The organism is Sphingobium sp. C100 (genome assembly GCF_000508185.1).
Lineage (GTDB): Bacteria > Pseudomonadota > Alphaproteobacteria > Sphingomonadales > Sphingomonadaceae > Sphingobium.
In genome coordinates, this window is record NZ_AYOY01000184.1 from 1 (window position 1) to 25,510 (window position 25,510).

Sequence of the window (25,510 nt, forward strand, 5' to 3'; positions counted from 1 at the left end):
GCCAGCGTCGCCAGCAGCACCGCCACCGGCCAGGCCAGCGCCGCATACCAACGCCCCGGCAGCATCAGCGCGACGATCAGCGTCACCGGCGCGCCGGCCGCCGCCGTCCAGATTGCGGTGCGGGTGGGATAGATCATGGCGGCGGCGTCAGCGCGGCGCCTCGATCGTCTCGATGATGCCGATGACGACATCCTCGATCCGGCGACCGTCAATCTCGGCGGCGGGCGACAGGATCAGCCGGTGGCGCAGCAATGCTGGCGCCAGCGCCTTGACGTCGTCGGGGATGACGAAGTCGCGTCCGTCGATCGCCGCGCGCGCCCGCGCCGCACCCGCCAGCATCGCCCCCGCGCGCGGCGACGCGCCGCTTTCCAGGTCCGCGACATCGCGCGTGCCCCGGATCAGCGCCAGGATATAATCGACCACCTCATCGACCAGCCGCACGCCGTTCACCACCGCGATGGCCGCGCCGATCCGGGCGGCGTCGGCGACCGGGGTCACGCCCCAGGCCTCCGGCGTCATTGCGTGGGTGCGCGCGCCATGGGTGGCGACGATCCGCCGCTCTTCCGCCGCGCTCGGATAATCCACGCTCTGTTTGAACAGGAAGCGGTCGAGCTGCGCTTCGGGCAGGGGATAGACGCCCTGCTGCTCGATCGGGTTCTGCGTCGCGACGACCATGAAACGCTCGCTCAGCGCCAGGCTTTCGCCGTCGATGGTGACGGTGCGTTCCTGCATCGCCTCCAGCAGCGCGGCCTGCGTCTTGGGCGGGGTGCGGTTGATTTCGTCGGCCAGCAGCAATTCGGTGAAGATCGGCCCGCGCGTCAGGGTGAACTGGCTGCTCTGGAAGTTGAACAGATTGGCGCCGATAATGTCCCCCGGCATCAGGTCGGGGGTGAACTGGATGCGGCCGAAGTCCAGCCCCAGCGCGCGGGCGAAACTATGCGCGATCAGCGTCTTGGCCGTGCCGGGCGGCCCTTCCAGCAGGACATGGCCGCCGGAAAAGAGCGCGACCAGCATCAGGTCGATGCTTGCCTCCTGCCCCACCACGGCCCGCGCCACTTCCTGCCGGATGGCCTGCGCCAGCGCCTGGACTTCTTCCACCGTCACCTGTTCTTCTCCCCCTGCCAATCATGGAGCGCCTGCGCTGCTTCGAGCAGGCCGTGCCGGTCCTCCGCCGCCTGCGCCGCCTGTGCAAGGTCGGTAAAGCGGGAAGGCCCCTTCAAACTGTCGAGATACACGTCGAGCGCCGCGCCCGCATCCCCGGTCCGCAGCCGCGCCGGCACGCCAAAGGCCCGCGCCGCCCGCTCGCGGATGGCGGCGGCATAGCGACCGCCCAGCCGCGCCTCCCGCCCCGCCTTGCGGATCAGCAGCGCGCTGTTGTCGACCAGCGCCGCCTTGCCGAAGGCGATCGCCCGCCGCCGCGCGCGCGGCGGCCCGAACCGGCCAAAGGCATGAAGTCCGGTCAGCAGCAACGCCGCGACGATCGCCAGCGTCATCGCCAGGAAAGGTGGCTCGAACAACAATTTGAGCGGGCTGCGCGACCGGCCGAGACCATTCATCGACACATCGAAGGCGATGCCTTCCGCGCCGGTGCTGTTCATCCAGTCGAGCAGGTCCAGAGCCGCGCGCGCCTGCCCCAATTCCTTCATCCCGCGATTGTTGAGCAGGTCGGGATCGGCCAGCACATAAAGCGGCCCCTGCCCCAGCCGCGCCAGCACGATCCCGCCCCTGCCGTCGCTCAGCAGCGGCGTCAGGTCGCGCCAATTATCATCCTGCTGCTTGTTGCCGCGCTCCAAGCCGGTGATGACCTGGATCGGGCGCGGCGCCCAGAAACGGCCGGGCACGCCATCGGCGCGCAGGACGCCCCCGCCGCTGCGATATTGCCGCATGGTGAAACGCACACCGGGGGACAGCACGCCGATCGGCTCGAACAGCGGCAACAGCCCGCGATAGCGCGCCCAGCCCTGATGATCGTCGTCGGGCGCCATCTGCCATTTGGGCAGCACGAACAGGGTCGGGCGCGTCGGCCGTTGCCGCAGCACTTCGCTGACATCCGTGGACCCGCTTTCCGGCGTCACCACCAGCAGATCCTCGGTCTCGAAATCATGGGCGCTGCGCACGATGCGCGGATGGCGTCCGGTCGCCTCGGCCAGCTTTACCAGCCCGGCATAGCCGGTCGCCGCGTTGGACAGGGCATGGGCGCCGCCATTGCGGCCCGACCGCAGGTCCGGCGCATAGGCGCCCAGCACCAGCATCCCGACAAAGCCGGCAATGCCGATCGCCAGCATCAACGCGACGGTCCGCCCCCGGAACAGCGCGCCTTCGCCCGCTTTCGGGCCGATCGCGATGTCGCTCATGCCGCCCAGCTCCGGGTCTGGGCGAAATCGGCATAGGCGTGGCGGCAGCGATCCCATTCCCGCGCGTCGATCGCCCGCCCGCCGAACAGGCTGCGCTCCACGACCGCCGCGATCTCGGCGAACAGCCGGCGGGGCGCGGGGGGGATGCCCTTCGCCCGCGCCAGGTCGCGGCTGGTGAGCGCGGGCCGCACGATCTGCGGCCGCCGGCGCGCCATATCCTCGACACTGCGCAGCAGCAGATGATGCACCGCTTCGGCATAGCGGCCCTGCCCGGCCAGCGCGTCCGCTTCCTCCAGCCAGGCGCGCGCCGGCGCCGCGTCGGGCGTCCAGTCATCCTCGTCCACCGCGATCGACGCCGCCACCCGCCGCCGCCAGCGCGGCAGGCGCCACACGCCATGGCGGATACGGTCCACCACCATCCAGATCAGCAGCGCCGCCAGCGCCGCGATCATGGTCCACAGGAATATACGGGCATAGGGCGCGTCGGGCATGAAGCTGGCGATCCAGCGCAGGAAGCGCCCGACCGGCGCCAGCGCCCATTCCAGCCATTCGCCCAACGCCTTGAGCCAGGCGGGCGGCGGCGGGCGTCCGGGCGCGGGCACCATGTCGAACTGCACGTCGCCGCCCGCCCGCAGCGCGCGATGCGCCGCAGCCAGTTGCTCGTCCGACATTTGCCCTGGTCCGGCCATAGCCACCCCCTTGCGCGCGACCCTAGCGCCTGAACGGTGCGACGCAAGTCATTCAAAGGATGACAAAGTCGGGCAGATGCGTCAGCATCCCGGCCAGGTTCATCAACGGGGGAGTTTTCATCATGGCGTCACATGCAATATCCAGTGAAGAACGGTCCTGGTCGATCGGCACGGTGCTTAGCCGCACCTTCGCGATATTGGGCGACAATCCGCTCGCCACCTTCGGCATCGCCTTTCTGTTCGGCGCCGTTCCGCAATCGCTTTACGCGTATTTCGTGACCGCCACGCTCACCACCGCCGACCGCGCGAGCACGATGGGCGCCGTCGCGGTATCGATCGGCTCCTTCGTCATCTTCATGATTCTCTCCATGCTGGTCCAGGGCGCGCTCGTCCGCGCGACGCTGGCCCATAGCGAAGGGCAGCGGGCGACGCTGGGCCAGTGCATCGGCACCGGCCTTGCCGTCGCGGTGCCTTTGATCGGGCTCACCATCCTCATGCTGCTGGGCATGATGGCCGGCTTCATGCTGCTGCTCGTCCCCGGCATCATCCTGTATCTCATGTGGTCGGTCGCCGTCCCCGCGCTGGTGGCGGAAAAGACCGGCGTGCTGGGTGCCTTCTCGCGCAGCCGCTCCCTGACGAAGGGCGCGCGCTGGAAGATTTTCGGCCTGCTGCTGCTCCTGATCGTGCTGGTCTGGCTGTTGAGCGGGATCATGGGCATAGTGATGCTGGCTGGTGGCATGATGCCGGCCGCCGCGAACGGCACCCTCGTCTTTTCGCCGCTCTATCTGCTGCTCTCGGGGGTCGTGAACACGCTGGTCATCGCCTTCTGGAGCACCGCGCAGGCCAGCCTCTATGTCAGCCTGCACAACTGGAAAGATGGTCCGCAGGCGCAGGATCTGGCCGATATTTTCGGCTGAAGCGACCGGAATGGAGGGGAGCCGGTCAGTCCGGCTCCTCATCCGCCAGGATACGCATCGCCGCCCCCTCCATATCCTCGAACTGGCCGCTGCGCAGCGCCAGGAAGAACCCGGCCAGCGCGACGAGGCCGCACAGCAGCGCCAGCGGGATCAGCAGGGCAAGCCCGGTCATTTCGCGCTGCCGTTGAGGCGCAACGCATTGGCCACGACGATCAGGGAAGAGAGGGACATGGCGACCGCCGCCACCAGCGGCGTCACCTTGCCCGCAATCGCCAGCGGCACCGCCAGCGCGTTATAGCCGATCGCCAGAGCGAAATTCTGCTTCACCACCCGCACCGTCCGCCGCGCCGCCCGCAGCGTGATCGCCACCGGGGCCAGCCGGTCGCCCAGAAACACCGCATCGGCGGTCAACTGGCTCGCGTCGCTGGCCGAAGCGGGCGCCATGCTGGCATGGCCCGCCGCCAGCGCCGGCCCGTCATTCAGCCCGTCGCCTACCATCAGCACCGTTTCGCCCTGCCGCTTCAGCCGCTCGATCAGCGCCATCTTGTCGGCGGGGCGCAGATGGCCGATCGCGGTGATGCCGGTCGTTCGCGCCACCGCCGCCAGCGCCTCGGGCCGGTCGCCGCTCGCGATCAGCAGCTTCAGCCCCTGGCCGCGCAATTGCGCCGATATATCTGCCGCGTCGGGCCGCAGCGCGTCGGCGAAGTCCAGCAGCCGCGCCTGGCCGCCACGCCGATATTCGCTCGCCAGCCCGAACAGGTTGATCAGGCTCTGTGGCCGCGCCAACGCTACCGCCTCGCCCTGGCTGCGCGCGAACACGCCTTCGCCCGCACGCTCCTGCACATCCTCCAGCGTGGCCGCCGCGACGCCATCGGCCTCCAGCGCCAGCCGCAGCGCGTTGCTCAGCGGATGACGGCTGGCCCGCGCCAGCGCCAGCAGGATCGCCCGGTCCTGCGCGTCCAGCCGGTCGAGGCCACCCGGCACCGGCCGCCCCAGGGTCAGCGTGCCAGTCTTGTCGAACACCACCTCGCTGACCTCCGCCAGCCGCTCCAGCGCCGATCCGTCCTTCACCAGCACCCCCCGCCGCATCAGCGCGCCGCACGCGACCACCTGCGCGGCCGGCACCGCCAGCCCCAGCGCGCAGGGACAGGTGATGAGCAGCACCGCGACCGCGATCAGCAGCGCCTGATGCACGCCCGCCCCCGCGATCATCCATCCGGCGAAGGACAGCGCCGCCAGCAGATGCACCGCGGGCGCGTAAAAGCGCGCGGCGCGGTCGGCCAGCCGCACATAGCGCGACTTGCCCTGCCCCGCCTGCTCCATCAGCCGGGCGATGTCGGCAATGACGGTATCGGCGCCGGCCGCCGTCACCGCCACCGTGATCGGCCCTTCGACATTGAGCGCGCCGGCCTGCACCGGCTCGCCCGGACGAACACGGACGGGCGCGCTCTCGCCGGTCAGGAACGCGATGTCCATGCCCGACTCCCCCTCGACCACGCGCCCGTCTGCGGCCAGCCGCTCCCCTGCGGCGACCAGCATCCGCATCCCCGCGCGCAACGCATCGGCTTTCACCCAGCGGCTGCGCCCGTCTTGCTCCAGCACCAGCGCGCCCGGCGCGGTCTGCTTCAACAGCGCGGCCACGCCTGCCCGCGCCCGCCCGCGCATCATGCTGTCAAGGCACCGCCCCGCCAGCAGGAAGAACAGCAGCATCACCGCCCCGTCGAACCAGGCATCGGCGCCGCCGCTCAGCGTTTCATAGAGGCTCATGCCCGTGGTCAGCAGCACGCCGATGCTGATCGGCACGTCCATATTGGTCCGCCCCTGCCGCACCGCCGCCCAGGCGGACCGGAAAAAGGGCTGGCCGGCATAGCTCACCGCCGGCAGCGCGATCAGCGCCGACAGCCAGTGGAACATCTGCCGCGTGCCGCCATCCGCCCCGGACCAGACCGACACCGACAGCAGCATGATGTTCATCGCGGCAAAGCCCGCCACCGCCAGCGCCCGCAGCAACGCGCGATTTTCGGCGGCCGCGACATCGACGCCGGGGTCGGCGATCGGCTCGGCCTCGAACCCCAGCGCGGCGATCGCGGCTTTTAGCGCGGGCGGTTCCATCGCCCGGTCATGGCGGATCGCGACCCGCTTCGCGCTCATATTGACGCGCGCGGACTCGATCCCCGGCACCTTGGGCAGGCCGTTTTCGATCTTGGCCAGGCAGCCGGCGCAATGCAGCGCGGGCACCGCGAACAGGCTCTCGATCCTGTCGGGCGCGGGCACGGCATCGGTCGGCGCGATCAGGGGCCGGGTCGCCATCAGCGCACGTCCCGCAACAGATGCTGGGCGCCGCCGCCATGACGGACGACCAGCCGCAATTGCCAGCGTCCGACCGGCAGCGCCTGTTCGCTGGCATAGCGGCCGGGCGCGATCTCGCGGAAAGCGAGCGACAGGTCCGGCGCACGGCCCAGCGGATGCTGCGCCACCGCCGTCACCCGCGCGCGCGCAATGACCCCGCCGGCGCCGTCGTTCAGCGACAGCCTCACATGCCGCGCATCGTCAAGCCCGACCCTGTCCCGCCAGCCCAGCCCCTCCTGCGCCCGCGCCTGCGCCAGATAGCGGTTGAACCTCTGGCTTTCGACATAGCTGTTGTCGACCACCGTCCCGCCAAAGGACCGCACGGCGATTGTCGCCATGACGATGTTGACCGCGATCACCACCAGGAAGAAGGCGACCAGCAGGCCCGTCATGTGCCAGCCGGTGAAGCGACGGATCGGACGGGTTTGCATCATGGGCCTTTGCATCCTTCAGGGCCTTTCGAAACGGGCGTCTTCGCGCGCGCCGCCGCCCTCGCGGTCGGTCGCGCGCACGGCGAAGCTGAAGTCCTGCCGCGGCGCGCCGGCCGGCGGGGCGGCGACGAAGATGCGCAGCTTGGCGACGCTGTCGGCCGGAACCCTCGTCGCCAGCGAAGCCGCCGCCTGGTCCCGCGCCATGGCGTCGGTCCACAGCATCGCGCCGGGCAGCCCCTCGACATGCACTTCGATCGGCCGGGGCCGCGTCTCCATATTGCGGATCTTGACCATATAGGCGTTGCGGATCGCGCCGTCGGACAGGCGCACGAAAATTGGGTTGCGGTCCTGCTGCGCGCTGATGTCGATGCGCGTGCGTGCGCCCAGCGCGAACAGCATCGCCACGCCAATGCCGCCCCATATCGCGAAATAGGCGATGGTGCGCGGCCGCAGCAGCGTCTTGAGCACCGGCCGGGGGGCGCGGCCCTGCTTTTCCGCCGCCGCATCATCTTCGGTGCAATAGTCGATCAGGCCGCGCGGTCGCCCGACCTGCGCCATCACCTTGTCGCACGCATCGATGCAGAGGGCGCAGGTGATGCAGCCGATCTGCGGCCCTTCGCGAATGTCGATGCCGGTCGGGCAGACCGCGACGCACTGGTTGCAATCGATGCAGTCGCCATAGTCGCCCGGATGCGCCGCCGCCTTCTTGACGCTGCCGCGCTTTTCCCCGCGCCAGTCCTTATAGGTGACGACCAGCGATTTCTCGTCCAGCATCGCGGTCTGGATGCGCGGCCAGGGACACATATAGATGCACACCTGCTCGCGCATGAAGCCGCCCAGAACGAAGGTCGTGGCGGTCAGCACGGCGGTCGTGCCATAGGCGATCGGCGCGGCCGCGCCGGTCCAGAAGGCGTGCTGAAGTGTGGGCGCGTCGGCGAAATAGAATATCCACGCGCCGCCGGTCAAAAAGGCGATGAGCAGCCAGATGCTCCATTTCATCAGCCGCCGGGCGATCTTCCCGGCGCTCAACGGCGCGGCGGCCAGCCGGATCTGCGCATTGCGGTCGCCGTCGATGGCGCGTTCGACATGCTGGAACAGGTCGGTCCACACCGTCTGCGGACAGGCATAGCCGCACCAGGCGCGGCCGACGGCGGACGTCACCAGGAACAGCCCGATCCCCGCCATCATGAGCAGTCCGGCGACATAATAAAATTCATGCGGCCAGATTTCGATCGCGAACATGTAGAAGCGCCGATTGGCCAGGTCGACCAGCACCGCCTGATCGGGCGCATAGGGGCCACGGTCCCAGCGAAGCCATGGCGTGACCCAATAGATCGCCAGCGTCACCGCCATGATCGCCCATTTCAGGCGGCGGTAGAAACCGTCCACCGCCTTGGGATAGACGCCCTTGCGCTTTTCATAAAGGTCGCCCGAGCCGGTCGGCATCAACATGGCATCATCCCCGCAAAGCGATGCGGCGGCGCAAGCGGCCGGTCAAACGGGCGGCGCAGCGGTGCCCGGTCGCCGCCGTCGGGACGCTCGATCGGCGCGGGCCGCAAGCGAGGCGGGGCAAAGGGCGCTGCGGGGGGACTATTGTCCGGCATCGCCGTTGGTCCCGTTGGTCGTGCCATCCGCCGCCATCGCCGTTTCCACCGGCGTCGCCTCGCCGCCGCCCAGGCGGTGGACATAGGCCGCCAGCATCCGGATCGTCGCCTGGTCCAGCTTGTCGTTCCAGCGCGGCATCACGCCCTGGCGGCTGTTCCAGACGCTCTGCCGGATGGTCGCGGCGTCCCCGCCATAGAGCCAGATGCCGTCGGTCAGGTTGGGCGCGCCCAGTTCCCGGCTGCCCTTGCCCGCCGGGCCGTGGCACACCGCGCAATTGTCGGCGAAAATCCGCGCGCCCCGCTGCGCGGCGGCGGTCCTCTTGTCCTGCCCGCTGATGACGCGGACATGGGCGACCACGTCATCCACCTGCGCGCCGGTCAGCAACTGGTCGCGACCGAACGCCGGCATCATCGACATGCGGGTATCGGCATGGTCCGGGTTGCGGATGCCGTCGGTGATCGTCTTCTCGATCGTGGCCAGGTCGCCGCCCCACAGCCAGTCGTCGTCGTTCAGGTTGGGATAGCCCGCAGAACCGGCCGCGCCCGAACCATGGCACTGGACGCAATGGACCTTGAACGCCGCGCGCCCGCCCTCGACCGCTGCCTGCATCAATTGCGGCTGGCCGGTCAGCTTGTCGATCGTCGTGGCGGCGATCGCCTGGCGCAGCGGCGCGATCTGCGCGTCGCGCGCGGCCATCTCCTCGGCCAGCGCCCCCCGGCTCGACCAGCCCAGCACCCCCCGCGTCGCGCTGTCGATCATCGGCCAGGCCGGATAGGCGATGGTATAGCCGATCGCGAAGATGATGGTGGCGTAGAAAGTCCACAGCCACCAGCGCGGAAGCGGCGTATCCAGTTCCTCGATGCCGTCCCACTCATGCCCCTTGAATTCGGTGCCGGTGGCGGCGTCGATACGCGGTGTCTTGTCGTCAGCCATGGTCGGCCTCCGTGTCGCTCTCAGGCTCGAAGATCATCGTGGCGGCGCGCGCGCTATGGCCGCGCCCATGCGGCAGGAAATGCCATCCGATCAGCACCGCATAGGTCAGGCCCATGAAGACCAGCCCCCAGCTGTCGGCGAAATGGCGCAGATCATCATAGCTCATCGCGCCCCCTCCTGCGGCCCATTCTCCAACGGTCGGGCCGCATCGACATCGACCAGGGTGCCGATCATCTGGAGATAGGCGACCAGCGCATCCATCTCCGTCAGCTTGGCCGGGTCGCCGTCGAAATCGCGCACCTGCGCCTTGGGATAGCGTTTCAGCAGGTCGGCGGTGTCGGCATCGGGATCGGCCTGCGCGGCCAGATCCTCATTCGCCTTCGCCACGTCGTCCTTGCTGTAGGGCACACCCACCCGCGTCAACGCGGTCAGGTCGCCCGTCATGTCGCCGGCCTTCAGCTCGCGCTCGGCCAGGAAGGCATAGGTCGGCATGATGGACTCCGGCACCACCGCGCGCGGGTCTTTGAGATGCTGGACATGCCATTCATCCGAATAGCGTCCCCCCACGCGGGCCAGGTCCGGCCCGGTGCGCTTGGACCCCCATTGGAACGGATGGTCGTACATGCTCTCGGCCGCCAGGCTGTAATGGCCATAGCGCTCCACCTCGTCGCGGAACGGGCGGATCATCTGGCTGTGGCAGTTGTAGCAGCCCTCGCGAATATAGATGTTGCGCCCGGCCAGCTCCAGCGGCGTGTAGGGACGCATCCCCTCCACCTTCTCGATCGTGTTGTCGATCCAGAACAGCGGCGCGATCTCGACGATGCCGCCGATGGCGACGGTGACGAGCGCGGCAATAGCCAGCAGCGACACGTTGCGCTCCAGCTTGCCATGATCGAAAAATTTGGAAGCCATGTCGGCGTCTCCTTATGCGGGCTGGGCGGCGGGCAGCGGCCGGTCGGCCGCCGCGTCATAATCCGCGTCATGCATCGGCTTTTCCTGGCGCAGCGGCGCGCCGGCGATGGTCATGCCGATGTTCCAGGCCATGATGATCGCACCCGACAGGTAAAGCAGGCCGCCCGCCGCGCGGATCAGATACATGGGCAGCATCGCGCTCACGACTTCGGAAAAGGCGTAGACCAGATATCCGTCGCTGCCATATTCGCGCCACATCAGCCCCTGCATGATGCCCGCGACCCACATCGACGCGGCGTAGAGGACGATCCCCAGCGTCGCGAGCCAGAAGTGCCAGTTCACCAGCCGCAGCGAGTAAAGCCGCTCGCGCTTCCACAGGCGCGGCGCGAGATAGTAGAGCGCGGCGAAGGTGATCATGCCGTTCCACCCCAGCGCGCCCGAATGGACATGGCCGATGGTCCAGTCGGTATAATGGGACAGGCTGTTGACCGCCTTGACCGACATCATCGGCCCTTCGAACGTGCTCATCCCGTAAAAGGCCAGCGCCATCACCATCATGCGGATGATCGGGTCGGTGCGGATCTTGTCCCAGGCGCCGTTCAGCGTCATCAGGCCGTTGATCATCCCGCCCCAGCTCGGCATCCACAGCATGACCGAAAACACCATGCCCAGCGTCTGCGCCCAGTCGGGCAGCGCGGTGTAGTGAAGGTGATGCGGACCCGCCCAGATATAGAGGAAGATCAGCGACCAGAAATGGATAATCGACAGGCGATAGCTGTAGACCGGCCGCTCCGCCTGCTTGGGCACGAAATAATACATCATCGCCAGGAAGCCGGCGGTCAGGAAGAAGCCGACCGCATTATGGCCGTACCACCATTGGGTCAGCGCATCCTGCACCCCGGAAAAGGCGCTATAGCTCTTGGACCCCAGCAGGCTGACCGGCATCGACAGATTGTTGACGATGTGCAGCATCGCGATCGTCAGGATGAAGGCGAGGTAGAACCAGTTCGCCACATAGATATGCGGTTCGGACCGCTTGATGATCGTCCCGCCGAACACGACCAGATAGGAGACCCACACGATGGTCAGCCACAGGTCGACATACCATTCCGGCTCGGCATATTCCCGCCCCTCGGTAATGCCCATCAGATAGCCGGTCGCAGCCAATATGATGAACAGCTGATAGCCCCAGAACACGAAATCGGCGAGTTTGGGCATGAACAGCCGCGCGCGACAGGTGCGCTGCACCACGTAAAAGCTCGTCGCGATCAGCGCGTTGCCGCCAAAGGCAAAGATCACCGCCGACGTGTGCAGCGGCCGCAACCGCCCGAAGCTGGTATATTCGATGCCTAGGTTCAGCGCGGGAAAGGCCAGTTGCAGGGCGATGAACAGCCCGGCCAGAAAGCCCGCCAGCCCCCAGAAGACGGTGGCGATCACGCCCCAGCGGATCACATCGTCATAATATCTGCCCTGATCGGCCGGCATTTTCACCAGGCCGCGCGCATAGGCCCCATAATCGGCGCTGCGCATGGCGAACACGGCCAGCCCCAGCGCCACCGCGCAGACGATCCCCATATGAACGGCAAAACCGCCGTCGCGCGCCGCCAGCATCGCTGCAAAGGCGACCAGCGCCAGCGCGAACCAGCCGCCCGTCCGCATTACCAGTTTGTCCATCGACATTCCCCGTCAAAGGCTGTGCGACGCCTTGGTCGATGCGTCGCCCCCATGATGGTCCTCTGCCCAAATGGTGGGATCGGGTCTTTACGGGAAAGCCCTTAGGACGCTGGGGCGATGCGGCGTCATCGCCGCGGAATTGGCGCAATCACGCCATGTCGCACGGGACTTTCACCCCGCCTCGGCCAGCGCCTCCAGCGCCTGCCTGTCCACCAGCCGCACGCCGCGTCGTCCAATAAGGTCGATCGTGCCCGCGCGCTTCATCTCGGTAAGCTGGCGCGACACCGTCTCGATCGTGATGCCCAATATGTCGGCGACCTGCTGGCGCGACAGCGGCAGGTCGATCACGCCATCACGGTCCACCGGCAGCCGCCGCCCCATGTCGAGCAGGAAGGTCGCGACCTTCTCCCGCGCGCTCTTGCGCCCCAGCAACAGCATCCAGCCGCGCGTGCGGTCCAGATCGTCCAGCGTGCGCTGGAGCAGCCGGTGCTGCAATTCGCCATGCCCCATCGCAAAGCCGTCGAACGCGCCGCGCGGGAACAGGCACAGCCGCGCATCGGTCAGCGCGGTGACGCTGTGCGGCGTGCGCGCGCCGAAGGGCCGGCCGATAAAGTCGGATTCATAAACCACACCGACAATCTGCTCGCGTCCGTCGCCGGTGGAGGTGGAAAGCTTGAGCGTGCCTTCGATGACATTGGCGACGACCGTGCTGTCATCCCCTTCCCACATCACCGTCTGCCCGGCCGGCACCGCCACGCGCCGCCCGATCCGTCCCAGCGCCTCGCGGTCGGCATCCGACAGGTCCGCACAAATCGCCCGGTCGCGCACCTCGCAACTGTCGCAACTCTGGCAGGGACGGGTCCGGGCCGGCGGGGCGGCGTTTTGCGCCATGTCAAATCGCATGTCCATGCCGCTGCATGACGCGCGGGCGCCCCGCCACCTATCCGTAAATGTCCGTAAAGGGTGGACACAAGACATTCCCCTCCCTTTCAGGGGAGGGGTTAGGGGGTGGGCGGCGAGCGAAGCGAGCCTCTGCCTTATCGAGCGTAGAGCGCCGCCGACGCGGCGCGCCCGCCCCCATCTTCAACGTCATGCCAGCGCAGGCTGGCATCTCGGGCGGCGCGCCCGAACAGCCCCCAAACCCCTTCCAATGTTGGATAATCCCTGATCTATCCTCGTGGATGACGCCGTATCGCTTTCCCCGACCACGCACCGCTTCACGCGTGCCCCCCGGTGGCGCGTCGCTGGCGCGCGGCCGTGGCGTCGATGGCGCGTCTCTGGCGCGTCACCGTGACCCACCCGTTACTTCGCAGGCGCGTAGCAGGCGCAAAGGCGTTACTTTCGTCACAAATCGCCGACAACGGTGTGAACTTTGCGGGCGGCGCGTCGCTATGACCCTGAAAGCCGGCGTTTCAGCCCAGCTCCACTCAGCCCAGCCCCTTTCAGCCCGGTCCCGCTTCCACGCCCTGTCCCGCGTGAAAGGCGATGCGCAGCGCCTCGGCCAGGCTCCTGACCTCCAGCTTCTGCATCAGGTTGGCGCGGTGGATCTCCACCGTGCGGGGGCTGATCCCCAGATCATAGGCGATGGTCTTGTTGGGCAGCCCCTGGATCAGCCCGTCCAGCACGTCGCGCTCCCGGTCGGTCAGGGCATTGAGCCGCGCCTGCGCCTCCTGCGCCCGTGCGGAAAGGCCGCGCTCCGCGACCGACTGCCGCTGCGCCGCCGCGATGCAGGCCAGCAACGCCGCCTTCTCGAACGGCTTCTCGATGAAGTCGCTCGCCCCCGCCTTCATCGCCGCGACCGCCATGTCGACATCGCCATGGCCGGTCATGATGACGACCGGCAGCATCACGCCGCGCGCGCGCAATTCGCGCTGCACCTCCAGCCCGTCCATGTCGGGCATCCGCACGTCCAGCAGTACGCAGCCCGGCTCCAGCCCGGCCGCCGCCTTGAGGAAGGGCAGCCCGCCCTCGAACATCTGCACGGCAAAGCCGCTGGTCTTGAGCAGGAAGGACAGCGACCGGCGGATCGCCTCGTCGTCGTCGACGACATAGATGGGATAGGGATCGGTCATGCTTCGTCCACGCGGTCCAGGGTGAAGTGAAAGGCCGCGCCGCCCCATTGCGACGGCGTCGCCCAGATGCGGCCGCCATGGCCCTCGATGATGGTCTGGCTGATCGACAGTCCCACGCCCATGCCCGTCGCCTTGCTGGTGGTGAAGGGGGTGAACAGCCTGCGCGACATGGCGGGGTCCAGGCCGGGGCCGGAATCGGCCACCACCACCTCCACCCTGCCATCCTCGACGGGGATGGCGGTCAGGCGCAGGATGCGTACCGGACGACCCTGCATCGCCTCCACCGCATTTTTGACCAGATTGATGACCACCTGCTGCAACTGCACCCGGTTGACCAGCACCTTGTCGATGCGCTTGTCGACCTGGACGTCCATGTCGATGCCGCTGCTGGGCGTGCCGATGAAGGCCAGCGCCGCGCCTTCGGCCAGCAGGATGCGCAACGGTTCGGGCTGGCGGATGGTCTCGCCGCGCTTGATGAACTCGCGCAGCGAGCGGATGATCTCGCCGGCGCGCAGCGCCTGCACCGCGCTTTCGCTCATCGCCTCGCTCAGCATCGCCCGGTCGACCTCGCCCTGCGCGGCGAGCAGGTCGCGGCCGGCCTCCATATAATTGGCGATGGCGGCGAGCGGCTGGTTCAGTTCATGGGCGAGCGCGGACGCCAGCGTCCCCATGGCGGTGACGCGGCTCGCATGGGCAAGCTCGGCCTGCAAATCGGCGACGCGCCGTTCGGCCTGCTGCCGCTCGGTCAGGTCGCGGATGAAGCCGGTGAACAGCCGCCGCCCCTGGTCCTGCACCTCGCCCACCGACAGCTCGATCGGAAAGACCGACCCGTCGCGCCGGCGCGCGCTGGTCAGGCGACCGATGCCGATGATCCGCTTCTCGCCGGTGGTCATATAATGGTCGATATAGCCGTCATGCCGCTCCCGGTCGGGCGACGGCATCAGCATCGATATATTCTCGCCCAGCACGTCGATCTCGGCATATTGGAACATGCGCTGGGCGGCCGCGCTGAACGACACGATCCGGCCGGTCATGTCGATGACGATCAGCGCGTCTGGCACCGTGCTCAGGATCGAGGACAACAGCGCCTGCTCCAGGCTGTGCGCCTGCCGGTCCAAACCTTCGGTTTCATCGTCCGCTACAGCCATCGGGAAATCATGCAACCCTTTCAGTGCGCCAGCAAGAGCGGGATGCGCGTGTCACGCAACATGCGCCGCGTCACCCCGCCAAAGACCATCTCCCGCACCCGGCTATGGCCGAACACGCCCATCACCACCCAGTCGGCGCGAAGCGTTTCCATCATCCGCGTCAGCACCGCTTCCACCGGCTCGCCACGGCGCGGCAGGCTGTGCAACTCCACGCCGATGCCGTGGCGGGCCAGATATTCGGGCGCCTCGGTCGCGGGGAAATCGGGCTTCTCCTCTTCCTCGACGGTCACCACATGAACGGCCTGCGCCAGTTTGAGCAGCGGAACCGCATGGATGAGCGCGGCGGCGGCCTCCGCCGATCCGTCCCACGCCACCATGGCGCGACCGGTCACGGCGAAGCGGTCCGCTGTTTCGGGCATGGCGAGCACGGGCGTTCGCCCGCCCAGCGCCAGATCGGCCACCATGTTCAACGGATCGCGCACCCCCTGCCGCGGCCCCTGCGCCAGGGTGGCGACGATCAGGTCAGCCAGCCGGGCGGCGAACAGCAAGCCGTGGACGGTGTCGCTCTCCCACTGTTTCCAGTCCCATTGCACGTCCTCGCGCGCCAGCCGCGCCTCCATCCGGGTGCGCAGCGCGTCGTCCATCTCCCGCAGTTCCTCGGCCACCGACGGCGCGAGGGCCGCACCGCCATAGACATCGACCATCATCAACTCGGGCACGGCGGACAATTGAACGCATCGAATATGGGCGCCCGTTGCGCGGGCGATGTCGCAGGCGGCCTGCAACCGCCCCTCGTCGCCCCGGTCGTCGCGAATATGAAGCAGGATCGATTTCATGGCGTGGCCTTCCATCCCATTGCTGTCTGCTGGATGGCTAACCCGCCGGGGCTGCTGCCCGCCATCCGGGATAGTCCCTATTTCCGCGCTCCCCCGAATACGGAAGAAGAGGCGACATGACATGGACTACAATACGCCTGGAACTTGCCCGGACTCCCGCCTTCCCGAACGGATCGGCCGCGCGCAGCTATGTGCTGCGCCTGCCGCTCGGCCGGGACGGGTTGATCGACGAGCAGGAATATCGGCAACGCCCGGAACTCGCCACCGTCCGCCGCTTCTGGCCCAACGAGGCGGACCAGCATGGCACCCTCCTGCGCACGAGCGACGGCTGGGCGCTGTCCTATGCGCCGGGCGAGGAGGACGACGAACGCATCTATCGGCTCGACGCGCACAAGCTCGCGCCCGGCAGCTACCTCACTTTGACAGAACCTGACGGCGCGCGCCTGCCCTTCCTGGTGAAGGGCCTTGCCGCCGCCTGAGAGAAAGGCCCATTTTCGATGATCGACCTCGTAACCCGCACGGGCTTTCGCTTTGCGATCCGCCCCGCAACGCCTGCCGACGCCGATGCCGTGACGGCGTTCTTCGACATCGTATCCGATGAGGACCGGCGCTTTCGTTTCCTCTCGTCGGTACGGCATCTGACCGCCGCGCAGGTGCATGACATTACCGCCTTCGACTATGGCCGGCACGAAACCATCCTGGCCTTCCTGCCGGGCACGGACGACATCATCGCCGCAGCCACGCTGGCCGCCGACCAGGCCGGCAAGACCGCCGAAGTCGCCATCTCCATCGACCCGGACTATAAGGGCCGGGGGATTGGCTGGACCTTGCTCGACCACACGGCCGCCGAGGCCCGGCTGTGGGGCGTCCGCACCCTCCAGTCGATCGAGAGCCGCGAAAATCACGCCACCATCTCGCTGGAGCGGGAAAAGGGCTTTGTCGCGCGCGCGGTGGAAGGCGATTCCGCACTGGTGCTGCTCGAACGCCAATTCTGATCCCATGACTTCAGGCAACCGCCGCCCCCTGCCATGCAGGTGGGCGGCAATTTCCTGCCACCCGCCTGCATCCGTTTCAGAAGCGCACCCCCACGCCCACGCCGACCACCAGCGGGTCGAGGTTGATACGCACCTTCTGCACGCCAGCCGCCGTGGTCGACAGCCGCGCCGTCGTATCGATGTCGATATATTTGACGTCGAGGTTCAGGAACAGCTTGTCGGTCAGGTCGATGTCGACGCCCGCCTGGGCAGCCCAGCCGAAGCTGTCCGACATATGGACCTTGGTCGCCCCGACAGCGCCTTCCAGCCCGCTCGACGCGCTTTCATTGTAGAAGAGCGTATAGTTGACCCCCGCACCGACATAGGGACGGATCTTGGCGTCGGGCAGGAAATGATATTGCGCCGTCAGCGTCGGCGGCAGCACCCAGGTCGACGCCAGCTTGCCGATCGATCCGGTGGTGCCGGTCCGGCCGCTCGCGGAATGTTTGGTCGTGGCGGCGATCAGTTCGAACCCGACATGGTCGGTGGCCATGTAGGTGAAGTCGATTTCGGGCGCGACGCCATTGTCGACGCTCACCTTCTCGCCGGGAAAGGCGGGCAGCACGCTGCCGCTCTTTTCGTTGGGCGCGACGACGATGCCGCGCAGCCGGATGAGCAGGTCTCCCTGTTTGGCCTGGGCGGGCGTGGCGAGCGCAGCGGCAAGCGCGGCGGTGCCGAGCAAGACGGGCTTGATATGCATGGCGGGTCTCCTTCCTGTATGTGTCTTCAGTGGCTCCGCTTTGCGGCGGCGCGGCGGCGCAGGCATTGATTCCGCGCAAGGAGAATTTTGATCCGGCGCAATGCACAGGCGGGACCAGGCTGCGAAGGATCGGCCATGTGGACCTATCATCCCGATCTGCTCGCCCGGCCGGTGCCCCGCTACACCAGCTATCCGACGGCCGCCCAGTTCACCGATCAGGTCGGCGCTGCGGCAATGGCGGAGCAGCTGGACCAACTGCCGGCCGATGCCGCCCTCTCGCTCTACCTGCACATTCCCTATTGCCACGACATCTGCTGGTATTGCGGCTGCAACACCGGCGCGGCGAACCGGGGACAGCGCCTGTCCGCCTATGTCGAAGCGCTGGAGCGGGAAATAGCGCTGGTGGCGGCGCGGCTGGCGGGCCGGGGGCGGGTGAGCCGCATCGCCTTTGGCGGCGGCAGCCCCAATTCGCTGCCGCTGGTGGATTTTGTCCGCCTGCTCCAGCAAGTGACCCTCTGTTTCGAAGCGTATGACGCGCGCATCTCGGTCGAACTCGATCCCCGACGCCTCGACAGCCAGTGGATCGACGCCATGGGAATCATGGGGGTCGATCGCGTCAACCTGGGCATCCAGACCTTCACCCCCGCCGTCCAGACGCGGATCGGCCGCATCCAGCCGCTCGATATGGTGGAGCGCGCGGTCGAGGGGTTCCGGCGCCTCGACGTGGCGGTCGGCTTCGACCTCATGTACGGCCTGCCGGGGCAATCAAGCGATGACCTCGCCGCCACGCTCGACGCCGCCATCCGCCTTAAGCCGGCACGCATTGCCCTGTTCGGCTATGCCCACATGCCCCGGCTGCTGCCGCGCCAGCGCCAGATCGACGCTGAGGCGCTGCCCGATCTTCCGACCCGCTTCGCCATGGCAGCGCAAGGCCATGATCAGCTTGTGGCGGCCGGCTATCGGGCGATCGGCTTCGACCATTTCGCCCTACCGGACGATTCGCTGGCGCTTGCCGCGCGGGCGGGCGGCCTGCATCGTAATTTCCAGGGATTCACCGATGACCCGGCCGACGTGCTGATCGGCCTGGGCGCAAGCGCCATTAGCCAGTTTCCCGGTCTGCTGGCGCAGAATGAGAAAGCGGCCGGCGCCTATCGGCAGCGGATCGCGGCCGGACAGCTTGCCGCGTCGCGCGGCGTGGCGCGCACGGCCGAGGACCGCGATCGGGGCCATATTATTGAAGCCCTGCTCTGCCGGGGCGAAGCCAGTCCAGGTAGCTTGCCGATACCTGACCTGTCCCGCTTCGAATCGCTGGGGCTGATCCGGCGGCAGGACGACCGGCTGGTGCTGGCGCCGCAGGCGCGCCCCTATGCCCGGACGATCGCCGCCGCCTTCGACGCCTATCTTCAGGCAGAGGAGCAGCGGTTCAGCAATGCGGTCTAGCCAAGCCCTTTTGCCTGCCCTTGCCTGCCTGTCTCTGGCGCTGGGCGCCATTCCGCATGGTTCGGCGCAGGGAGCGGTCCCCTTTTGCGGCACCCCTCCGCCCGGCTGGACCCCGCCGGGCCGCAAACCGGTTGCGCCCGAACAACCCCAGGGCGCCTGCCATCTGATGCTGTGCTCGACGAAGAAGGCCCGGCCCGGCTTCGTTCCCGAAGCCAATGGCGACGGCCTGCCCTGAACCTTAAAGCCGACAGCGAACCCGACAGCTCCAGCCCCTTTTCCAGCAGGACGCGGGTTCGCCGGCATACTGGACTTTCCGGGCAATTGACCTATATACCGATCGGTATGGAAACAACGACACATAGCGGGAGAGGCCGTCCCCGGGAATTTGATCCCGAGCAAGCCTTGTCGGCCGCGCTCCAGGTCTTCTGGCGGCGTGGCTATGAAGGCGCGTCACTGGCGGAACTGACCGAGGCGATGGGCATCACCAAGCCCAGCCTCTATGCCTGTTTCGGCAACAAGGAATCGCTCTTCCGCAAGGCGCTCGACCTCTATGAGCGCGACAAGCTCTGTTATGTAAAGTCCGCGCTGGAAGCACCAACGTCTCGGGGCGTTGCGGAAAGGCTGCTGCGCGGATCGCTGGCGATCCAGACGAACAGCACCGATCCCAAGGGCTGCATGGGCGTCATCAGCTCGGTGGGCGGCACCGCCCATTCGGAATGTATCCGCGACGAGATACTTGCGCGGCGCACGTCATCCGACCGGGCGCTGATCGAGCGGTTGGAGCGGGCGCGGGTGGAAGGCGACCTGCCCGACCATATCGAGCCGCCGGCGCTCGCCTGCTATCTGTCGACCGTGATGCAGGGCATGGCGGTGCAGGCGGGCGCAGGCGTTCCGGTCGACCGGCTGGAGGCGTTGATCGATACCACGCTGACGATGTGGCCGGGGCGCTGAGGACATTTATTTCGCAGCCGTAGCGGCCTACCCCTTGAAATTGTTGCGCCGCAAATAAAATACCTGCCGGTATAGAATAGCGCTTGACCAGCAAGGTCCAGTTAATATATACCACTCGGTATAGAACGAGCTGGACCGGTGTCCAGGGAGGTCATCATGCAGCATATCCACCAAGACAGGCCTTGTCGCTGACGGCGGCATAACGGGGCGCTTCCCGGCGACGGGAGCAATCCGGTTTCATTTTTCCAGCCCTTCCCCCTGACGCACATCCGTGCGGGCAGACGGGGCGGTCTGCGCTTTTTTGGGCGCAAGGCACGGGACGCGATTGGGCGTTTCGGGGCGTAAGGACGCGCGTCTGCTTCGGCCAGGCGCTTCAGACAGGCATATCCAACAGGGAGGACTACCCCATGGCTTTCCTCGATTTTTCACAGCCCATGGCAGGACCGGAACAGGCAGTGGGCGCCGCGCCTGTTCTGCCTGCGCCGGCGACGACCAGCTTCACCGCCCAGGAATGGCAGATCGTCGCGCTTGCGCGCAGCGATGGCCTGCATTCGCTCCGGGGGCCGGGCCGGTTCGACCGGCTTCGCCGCTGGATCTTCGGCGAAGAAACCAATTTGACGCTCGCCAGCGACCGGCTGGAGGCGCTGCGGCGCCTGGCGGTCGAAGCCTGGTACAAGGGCTATGCCGTTTCGCTTTCGGGCCTCGCCGCTTTCCGCGCAGCCGGCTTCTCCACCGCTCAGCTCGAGCTGCTGCTCGCCACCATCAGCGCGGGTCGTCATGCCCGCGGACGACGGAGTTTCGCATGAATCAGATAAGCAAGATCACTGCCGAGGGCGATTATGTCGAAGCCGGCTCGCCCCCCCGCCGCCGCTGGTCCCGCCGCCGTAGCGGGATCGCCGCCGTCGCGCTGGTCGTTGCGCTGGGCGGCGCCTGGAAATTACTCGACAAGCCCGAGGCGCAGGCTTCCGCCGCGCCCGTCGCCACGGTCGGCATTTCCACGCCGCTCCAGCGTACCGTCACCCAATGGGACGATTATGTCGGCCGTTTCGCCCCCAGCCAGACCGTCGAGATCCGCCCGCGCGTTTCGGGCGCTGTGACCGCCATCCATTTCCGCGACGGCGATTATGTGCGTCAGGGGCAATTGCTCTTCACCATCGACCAACGCCCCTTCCTCGCCGCGCAGGCGGAGGCACGGGCGAGCGTCGCGTCGACGCGCAGCGCGCTGCTGCTGGCGCAGAATGACTATGCCCGCGTTCAGCGCCTGACCGGCGATGAAGCCGTGTCGGCGAGCGAGGTGGATTCGCTGCGTTCCCGGCTTCAGGCGGCCCAGGCCGCTCTGGCCGGAGCCCAGGCGCGCGAGCGGCAGCGGGCGCTCGACGTGGAATTCACGCATGTCCGCGCGCCCATTTCCGGCCGGGTTTCCGATCGCCGCGTCGACATCGGCAATCTGGTGTCGGGCGCGGAGGGCAATGGCGCGACGCTGCTCACCACGGTCAACAAGCTCGACCCCATTTATTTCAACTTCGACGCGTCCGAAGCGCTTTATCTGAAGTCCCAACGCGACAAGGAAGCCGGCGGCGCGGTCGAGGTCCGTTTGCAGGACGAAGCCGACTATCGCCACAAGGGGAAGCTCGATTTCACCGACAATGGCCTTGATCCGCGGTCCGGCACGATCCGCATCCGCGCCGTCTTCGCAAATCCCGACAATTTCCTGACGCCGGGTATGTTCGGCAATATGCGCCTCGCCAATGGCGGCAAGGCCAACGCCCTGCTGGTTCCCGACGCCGCGATCCAGTCGGACCAGGCGCGCAAGGCCGTGCTGGTGGTGGGCAAGGATGACAGCGTCGCTATGAAGCCGGTCGAACTCGGCCCGGTGGTTGACGGGTTGCGCATCATTCGGTCGGGCCTGTCGCCCGATGACCGGGTGGTCGTGTCCAACATCCAGGCCGCCATGCCCGGCGCCAAGGTCGCGGTGCGGCCGACGCGCATCACGCCCGCGCCGACGCCAGTGACCCCGGTCGATAGCGTCGCACCGGCCGCCGCACAGGCGACCTTCGCGCGGTAACTGCTCCTGATCCGTTCGGGCTGAGCCTGAACGGACATCAGCGGCCATTTCGAACATTGCGCCCGCGATCCGGCCCCCGCCGGATCGCGCGGCATCCTTTTCGCCTTTTCGCAAAGGACGATCCGATGCGTTTTTCCCGTTTCTTCATCGACCGGCCGATCTTCGCCGCCGTCATAGCGGTGGTCATCACCGTGGTCGGCGCGCTCGCCTTCATCGGCCTGCCGGTGTCCCAATATCCCGACATCGTGCCGCCCACGGTCACGGTATCCGCCCAATATCCCGGCGCTTCGGCGGAGACGGTGGCCTCCACCGTCGCCGCGCCGATCGAGCAGGAAATCAACGGCGTCGACGACATGCTCTATCAAAGCAGCCAGTCGACCGGTGACGGCAAGGTCGTCATCACCGTTACCTTCAAGATCGGCACCGATCTGGACGCCGCACAGGTGCTGGTGCAGAACCGCGTCGCCGTCGCTTTGCCCCGCCTGCCCGAAGAGGTGCAGCGCCTGGGCGTCGTCACCCGCAAGACCACGCCCGAATTCCTGATGGTCGTGAACCTGCAATCGCCCGACGGCACGTTCGACCGCAATTATCTGTCCAACTATGCGCTCACGCAGGTGCGCGACCGGCTCGCCCGGCTCGACGGCGTGGGCGACGTGCAACTGTTCGGCTCGCGCGACTATGCGATGCGCGTATGGATCGACCCCGACCGCGCCGCCGCGCTCGACCTGACGGCAGGCGAGATCGTGTCGGCGCTGCGCGCGCAGAACGTCCAGGTATCGGCCGGATCGATCGGCCAGCCGCCCTATGACCAGGGTGAGGCCTTCCAGATCGGCGTCGAGATGCAGGGGCGGCTCAAGACCCCGGAGCAGTTTTCCGACATCGTCATCCGCACCGATACCGATGGACGGCAGGTCCGCGTGGCCGACGTCGCCCGCGTGGAGCTGGGCGCGCAGGATTATGGCATCAACACCTATTTGTCGAACAAGCCCACCGTCGTCATCGCGGTGATGCAGCGCCCCGGCTCCAACGCGCTGGACGCGGCGGAGAAGGTGAAGGCGGAGATGGACCAGCTGTCCCAGCGCTTCCCCAAGGGGCTGGAATATAGCGTCATCTACAATCCGACCGAGTTCATCAGCCAGTCGATCGACGCCGTCTATCATACGCTGATCGAGGCGGTCCTGCTGGTCGTGCTGGTGATCCTCGTCTTCCTGCAAAACTGGCGCGCGGCGATCATCCCGATCATCGCCATTCCCGTGTCGCTGATCGGCACAGCGACGATCCTCGCCGGTCTTGGCTACTCCCTCAACAACCTGTCGCTCTTCGGCCTGGTCCTCGCCATCGGCATCGTCGTCGACGACGCCATCGTCGTGGTCGAAAATGTCGAGCGCAATATCGAAAACGGCATGTCGCCGCTGGAGGCGGCGCGCACGTCGATGGACGAAGTGTCGACCGCGCTCATCGCGATCGTTCTGGTGCTGTGCGCGGTGTTCGTGCCGACGCTGTTCATCACCGGCATTTCCGGCGCCTTCTATCAGCAGTTCGCCGTCACCATCTCGACCGCGACGATCATCTCGCTGATCCTCTCGCTCACCTTGTCGCCGGCCGCCGCCGCGCTGCTGCTCAAGGCCAAGCATGGCCCGCGCGACCGCAGCGGCGATCCGCTCTGGAGGCAGAAGCTGGGCGTGGCGGTCGATGGGTTCAACCATGGCTTCGATCGCCTGAGCGAGGGCTATGGTCGCCTCACCCGCTTCCTCGTCGCCCGGCCCAAGAAGATGCTGCTGACCTATGCCGGCCTGATCGCCGCCACCATCGCCCTGTTCTGGGTAACGCCCGGCGGCTTCATCCCGGCGCAGGACCAGGGCTATTTCCTGGCGGTGGTGCAATTGCCGCCGGGCGCTTCGCTCGAACGCACCGACAAGGTGACGCGCGAGGTCGCGGAGAAGATACTGCCGATCAAGGGACTGCGCGGCGCGGTGATGTTCGCCGGCTTCCATGGCCCGTCGCAGACGCAGGCGCCCAACAGCGCGGCGATCTACTTCCCCTTCAAGACGTTCGAGGAACGCAAGGACGAAGGCGCGACCTATGCCGGCATCATGGCGCAGGCGAACAAGGCGGTCGCCGGCTATGACAAGGCGCGCATCCTGCTGGTTCCCCCGCCACTCATCCAGGGCATCGGCTCGGCCGGCGGCTATCGCATGATGCTGGAGGACCGGGAAGGCCGCGGCTATGCAGAACTCAACAAGGTCGCCGGCGACCTCATCGCCAAGGCGAACCAGTCGCCCAGCCTCGCCATGGTCTACACCCTGTTCGACGTCGGCACGCCGCGCGTCTATGCCGATGTCGATCGGCGCAAGGCCGACCTGCTGGGCGTTCCGCCAGAACGCATCTTCGAAGCGATGCAGGTCTATCTGGGGTCGTCCTTCGTCAACGACTTCAACCTGCTCGGCCGCACCTATCGCGTGACCGCGCAGGCCGATGCGGAGCATCGCGGGTCGGTGGCGGACATCGCCAACCTCAAGACCCGGTCGAACAGCGGGCAGATGGTGCCGATCGGTTCGGTCGCGACCTTCGAGGACAAGACCGGCCCCTATCGTGTGGTGCGCTACAATCTGCTCCCCGCGGTGGAGATCGACGGCGACACGGCGCCGGGCTATTCGTCGGGCCAGTCGCTCATGACGATGGAGAAGCTCGCCGCCGAAGCGCCTGCCGGTTATGGCAGCGAATGGACCGGCGTCGCCTATCAGCAGAAGAGCGCCGGCAATACCGCGGGCCTCGTCTTCGGCATGGCGGTCTTCTTCGTCTTCCTGGTGCTGGCGGCGCAATATGAAAGCCTGACCTTGCCGCTCTCGATCATCCTGATCGTGCCGATGTGCCTGTTCGCGGCCATGCTGGGCGTGAACCTGCGGGGGATGGACAACAACATCCTGACCCAGATCGGTCTGGTCGTGCTGATCGCGCTGGCCGCCAAGAACGCCATCCTGGTGGTGGAATTCGCCAAGCAGGCGGAGGAGGAACAGGGCCTGTCCCCGGTCGAGGCCGCCGTCCAGGCCGCCAAGACCCGTCTGCGCCCGATCCTGATGACCAGCTTCGCCTTCATCCTGGGCGCGGTGCCGCTGGTGATCGCAACCGGGGCCGGCGCGGAACTGCGGCAGGCGCTGGGCACGGCGGTCTTCTTCGGCATGGCCGGCGTCACCGCCTTCGGCCTGCTGTTCACCCCCACCTTCTATGTCGTGTGCCGCGCGCTGGGCGATCGCTTCGCCCGACGCCGGCGCCCAGAGGCCCACGCTGCCCCGCAGCCGGCCGAATAAGGAATAGAGCCATGACACGAAACTTCATCGCCCTGTTGCTCGGCGCCAGCGCCCTGACGGCCTGCGCCGCCGGGCCGGACTATCGGCCGGCC

25 protein-coding genes are annotated in these 25,510 nt (G+C 67.2%); 9 read left to right on the top strand and 16 right to left on the bottom strand.

Annotated features, from left to right (window positions below):
- Positions 1-147: 147 nt before the first annotated feature.
- From C100_RS43200 to C100_RS43210, 3 genes are read right to left on the bottom strand one after another with little or no spacing between them, the layout of a single operon-like run.
- Positions 148-1,104, bottom strand: coding sequence for an AAA family ATPase (locus C100_RS43200; protein ID WP_024021371.1), 957 nt, complete (start codon positions 1,102-1,104; stop codon positions 148-150).
- Positions 1,101-2,354 (bottom strand): DUF4350 domain-containing protein, encoded by a 1,254-nt coding sequence (locus C100_RS43205; RefSeq protein WP_024021372.1) that lies wholly within the window; start codon positions 2,352-2,354, stop codon positions 1,101-1,103. Before C100_RS43205 ends, C100_RS43200 begins: the two co-directional genes overlap by 4 nt.
- Positions 2,351-3,043, bottom strand: coding sequence for a DUF4129 domain-containing protein (locus tag C100_RS43210; RefSeq protein WP_024021373.1), 693 nt, complete (start codon positions 3,041-3,043; stop codon positions 2,351-2,353). The genes C100_RS43205 and C100_RS43210 overlap by 4 nt, the downstream gene beginning before the upstream one ends.
- 122 nt (positions 3,044-3,165) lie before the next feature.
- Here C100_RS43210 and C100_RS43215 point away from each other — a divergent pair, with 122 nt between their 5' ends.
- A complete protein-coding gene (locus tag C100_RS43215; RefSeq protein ID WP_024021374.1) occupies positions 3,166-3,960 on the top strand; it encodes a membrane protein in 795 nt (264 codons plus the stop codon).
- A 25-nt stretch (positions 3,961-3,985) separates the two neighbouring features.
- Here the strand turns inward: C100_RS43215 and ccoS are convergent, their stop codons facing one another.
- The 12 genes from ccoS to C100_RS43275 form a co-directional block, all read right to left on the bottom strand.
- The gene (gene ccoS / locus C100_RS43220; protein ID WP_024021375.1) at positions 3,986-4,132 is read right to left on the bottom strand and encodes a cbb3-type cytochrome oxidase assembly protein CcoS; all 147 of its coding nucleotides are present in this window, start codon (positions 4,130-4,132) and stop codon (positions 3,986-3,988) included.
- Positions 4,129-6,270, bottom strand: a complete 2,142-nt coding sequence (locus C100_RS43225; protein WP_024021376.1) for a heavy metal translocating P-type ATPase — start codon at positions 6,268-6,270, stop codon at positions 4,129-4,131. The genes ccoS and C100_RS43225 overlap by 4 nt, the downstream gene beginning before the upstream one ends.
- Positions 6,270-6,743 carry a FixH family protein gene (locus C100_RS43230; RefSeq protein WP_024021377.1) on the bottom strand — a complete coding sequence of 158 codons (474 nt, stop codon included), beginning with the start codon at positions 6,741-6,743 and terminating at the stop codon, positions 6,270-6,272. Before C100_RS43230 ends, C100_RS43225 begins: the two co-directional genes overlap by 1 nt.
- Before the next feature lie 15 nt (positions 6,744-6,758).
- Complete coding sequence (ccoG, locus tag C100_RS43235; protein ID WP_024021378.1) at positions 6,759-8,192, bottom strand: cytochrome c oxidase accessory protein CcoG; 1,434 nt, start codon at positions 8,190-8,192, stop codon at positions 6,759-6,761.
- Positions 8,193-8,330: 138 nt separating this feature from the next.
- Entirely contained in the window at positions 8,331-9,278 is a 948-nt protein-coding gene (ccoP, locus tag C100_RS43240; RefSeq protein WP_024021379.1) for a cytochrome-c oxidase, cbb3-type subunit III, read from the bottom strand.
- Positions 9,271-9,444 carry a cbb3-type cytochrome c oxidase subunit 3 gene (locus tag C100_RS43245; RefSeq protein ID WP_024021380.1) on the bottom strand — a complete coding sequence of 58 codons (174 nt, stop codon included), beginning with the start codon at positions 9,442-9,444 and terminating at the stop codon, positions 9,271-9,273. The genes ccoP and C100_RS43245 overlap by 8 nt, the downstream gene beginning before the upstream one ends.
- Positions 9,441-10,190 carry a cytochrome-c oxidase, cbb3-type subunit II gene (ccoO, locus tag C100_RS43250; RefSeq protein WP_024021381.1) on the bottom strand — a complete coding sequence of 250 codons (750 nt, stop codon included), beginning with the start codon at positions 10,188-10,190 and terminating at the stop codon, positions 9,441-9,443. Before ccoO ends, C100_RS43245 begins: the two co-directional genes overlap by 4 nt.
- Positions 10,191-10,202: 12 nt before the next feature.
- Positions 10,203-11,864, bottom strand: a complete 1,662-nt coding sequence (ccoN, locus tag C100_RS43255) for a cytochrome-c oxidase, cbb3-type subunit I (RefSeq protein WP_031310094.1) — start codon at positions 11,862-11,864, stop codon at positions 10,203-10,205.
- 171 nt (positions 11,865-12,035) lie between these two features.
- Positions 12,036-12,773 carry a Crp/Fnr family transcriptional regulator gene (locus tag C100_RS43260; protein ID WP_024021383.1) on the bottom strand — a complete coding sequence of 246 codons (738 nt, stop codon included), beginning with the start codon at positions 12,771-12,773 and terminating at the stop codon, positions 12,036-12,038.
- A gap of 533 nt (positions 12,774-13,306) precedes the next feature.
- Positions 13,307-13,936, bottom strand: coding sequence for a response regulator FixJ (fixJ, locus tag C100_RS43265; RefSeq protein WP_024021384.1), 630 nt, complete (start codon positions 13,934-13,936; stop codon positions 13,307-13,309).
- A complete protein-coding gene (locus C100_RS43270) occupies positions 13,933-15,084 on the bottom strand; it encodes a sensor histidine kinase (RefSeq protein ID WP_024021385.1) in 1,152 nt (383 codons plus the stop codon). The genes fixJ and C100_RS43270 overlap by 4 nt, the downstream gene beginning before the upstream one ends.
- A gap of 20 nt (positions 15,085-15,104) precedes the next feature.
- A complete protein-coding gene (locus C100_RS43275) occupies positions 15,105-15,920 on the bottom strand; it encodes a universal stress protein (protein WP_031310096.1) in 816 nt (271 codons plus the stop codon).
- Between the two features lie 116 nt (positions 15,921-16,036).
- Here C100_RS43275 and C100_RS43280 point away from each other — a divergent pair, with 116 nt between their 5' ends.
- The gene (locus C100_RS43280; RefSeq protein WP_024021387.1) at positions 16,037-16,399 is read left to right on the top strand and encodes a hypothetical protein; all 363 of its coding nucleotides are present in this window, start codon (positions 16,037-16,039) and stop codon (positions 16,397-16,399) included.
- 18 nt (positions 16,400-16,417) lie between these two features.
- On the top strand, positions 16,418-16,915 hold the full coding sequence (locus tag C100_RS43285) for a GNAT family N-acetyltransferase (protein ID WP_024021388.1): 498 nt from the start codon (positions 16,418-16,420) through the stop codon (positions 16,913-16,915).
- Between the two features lie 76 nt (positions 16,916-16,991).
- On the opposite strand, the gene C100_RS43290 is transcribed toward C100_RS43285, so the two are convergent.
- Positions 16,992-17,654, bottom strand: coding sequence for an OmpW/AlkL family protein (locus C100_RS43290; RefSeq protein ID WP_024021389.1), 663 nt, complete (start codon positions 17,652-17,654; stop codon positions 16,992-16,994).
- A gap of 135 nt (positions 17,655-17,789) precedes the next feature.
- Between C100_RS43290 and C100_RS43295 the strand changes: the two genes are divergently transcribed.
- The 6 genes from C100_RS43295 (at position 17,790) to C100_RS43320 (ending at position 25,418) form a co-directional block, all read left to right on the top strand.
- A complete protein-coding gene (locus tag C100_RS43295; protein ID WP_024021390.1) occupies positions 17,790-19,094 on the top strand; it encodes a radical SAM protein in 1,305 nt (434 codons plus the stop codon).
- Positions 19,084-19,329, top strand: coding sequence for a hypothetical protein (locus tag C100_RS43300; RefSeq protein ID WP_024021391.1), 246 nt, complete (start codon positions 19,084-19,086; stop codon positions 19,327-19,329). The genes C100_RS43295 and C100_RS43300 overlap by 11 nt, the downstream gene beginning before the upstream one ends.
- A 107-nt stretch (positions 19,330-19,436) precedes the next feature.
- Positions 19,437-20,045 carry a TetR/AcrR family transcriptional regulator gene (locus C100_RS43305; RefSeq protein ID WP_024021392.1) on the top strand — a complete coding sequence of 203 codons (609 nt, stop codon included), beginning with the start codon at positions 19,437-19,439 and terminating at the stop codon, positions 20,043-20,045.
- A gap of 407 nt (positions 20,046-20,452) precedes the next feature.
- Positions 20,453-20,851 (top strand): hypothetical protein, encoded by a 399-nt coding sequence (locus C100_RS43310; RefSeq protein WP_024021393.1) that lies wholly within the window; start codon positions 20,453-20,455, stop codon positions 20,849-20,851.
- On the top strand, positions 20,848-22,110 hold the full coding sequence (locus C100_RS43315) for an efflux RND transporter periplasmic adaptor subunit (RefSeq protein ID WP_024021394.1): 1,263 nt from the start codon (positions 20,848-20,850) through the stop codon (positions 22,108-22,110). Before C100_RS43310 ends, C100_RS43315 begins: the two co-directional genes overlap by 4 nt.
- Positions 22,111-22,235: 125 nt before the next feature.
- A complete protein-coding gene (locus tag C100_RS43320; RefSeq protein WP_031310099.1) occupies positions 22,236-25,418 on the top strand; it encodes an efflux RND transporter permease subunit in 3,183 nt (1,060 codons plus the stop codon).
- Positions 25,419-25,510: the final 92 nt, after the last annotated feature.

Coding starts and splice junctions, on each gene's coding strand:
- C100_RS43210 (WP_024021373.1), bottom strand. CDS start 3,043: ATGGCCGGACCAGGGCAAATGTCGGACGAGCAACTGGCTGCGGCGCAT.
- C100_RS43245 (WP_024021380.1), bottom strand. CDS start 9,444: ATGAGCTATGATGATCTGCGCCATTTCGCCGACAGCTGGGGGCTGGTC.
- C100_RS43280 (WP_024021387.1), top strand. CDS start 16,037: ATGACATGGACTACAATACGCCTGGAACTTGCCCGGACTCCCGCCTTC.
- C100_RS43295 (WP_024021390.1), top strand. CDS start 17,790: ATGTGGACCTATCATCCCGATCTGCTCGCCCGGCCGGTGCCCCGCTAC.
- C100_RS43275 (WP_031310096.1), bottom strand. CDS start 15,920: ATGAAATCGATCCTGCTTCATATTCGCGACGACCGGGGCGACGAGGGG.
- C100_RS43305 (WP_024021392.1), top strand. CDS start 19,437: ATGGAAACAACGACACATAGCGGGAGAGGCCGTCCCCGGGAATTTGAT.
- C100_RS43320 (WP_031310099.1), top strand. CDS start 22,236: ATGCGTTTTTCCCGTTTCTTCATCGACCGGCCGATCTTCGCCGCCGTC.
- C100_RS43315 (WP_024021394.1), top strand. CDS start 20,848: ATGAATCAGATAAGCAAGATCACTGCCGAGGGCGATTATGTCGAAGCC.
- C100_RS43225 (WP_024021376.1), bottom strand. CDS start 6,270: ATGGCGACCCGGCCCCTGATCGCGCCGACCGATGCCGTGCCCGCGCCC.
- C100_RS43205 (WP_024021372.1), bottom strand. CDS start 2,354: ATGAGCGACATCGCGATCGGCCCGAAAGCGGGCGAAGGCGCGCTGTTC.
- C100_RS43215 (WP_024021374.1), top strand. CDS start 3,166: ATGGCGTCACATGCAATATCCAGTGAAGAACGGTCCTGGTCGATCGGC.
- ccoP (WP_024021379.1), bottom strand. CDS start 9,278: ATGGCTGACGACAAGACACCGCGTATCGACGCCGCCACCGGCACCGAA.
- C100_RS43310 (WP_024021393.1), top strand. CDS start 20,453: ATGGCTTTCCTCGATTTTTCACAGCCCATGGCAGGACCGGAACAGGCA.
- C100_RS43290 (WP_024021389.1), bottom strand. CDS start 17,654: ATGCATATCAAGCCCGTCTTGCTCGGCACCGCCGCGCTTGCCGCTGCG.
- ccoG (WP_024021378.1), bottom strand. CDS start 8,192: ATGTTGATGCCGACCGGCTCGGGCGACCTTTATGAAAAGCGCAAGGGC.
- ccoN (WP_031310094.1), bottom strand. CDS start 11,864: ATGGACAAACTGGTAATGCGGACGGGCGGCTGGTTCGCGCTGGCGCTG.
- C100_RS43285 (WP_024021388.1), top strand. CDS start 16,418: ATGATCGACCTCGTAACCCGCACGGGCTTTCGCTTTGCGATCCGCCCC.
- ccoO (WP_024021381.1), bottom strand. CDS start 10,190: ATGGCTTCCAAATTTTTCGATCATGGCAAGCTGGAGCGCAACGTGTCG.
- C100_RS43300 (WP_024021391.1), top strand. CDS start 19,084: ATGCGGTCTAGCCAAGCCCTTTTGCCTGCCCTTGCCTGCCTGTCTCTG.
- ccoS (WP_024021375.1), bottom strand. CDS start 4,132: ATGACCGGGCTTGCCCTGCTGATCCCGCTGGCGCTGCTGTGCGGCCTC.
- C100_RS43260 (WP_024021383.1), bottom strand. CDS start 12,773: ATGGACATGCGATTTGACATGGCGCAAAACGCCGCCCCGCCGGCCCGG.
- C100_RS43230 (WP_024021377.1), bottom strand. CDS start 6,743: ATGATGCAAACCCGTCCGATCCGTCGCTTCACCGGCTGGCACATGACG.
- fixJ (WP_024021384.1), bottom strand. CDS start 13,936: ATGACCGATCCCTATCCCATCTATGTCGTCGACGACGACGAGGCGATC.
- C100_RS43270 (WP_024021385.1), bottom strand. CDS start 15,084: ATGGCTGTAGCGGACGATGAAACCGAAGGTTTGGACCGGCAGGCGCAC.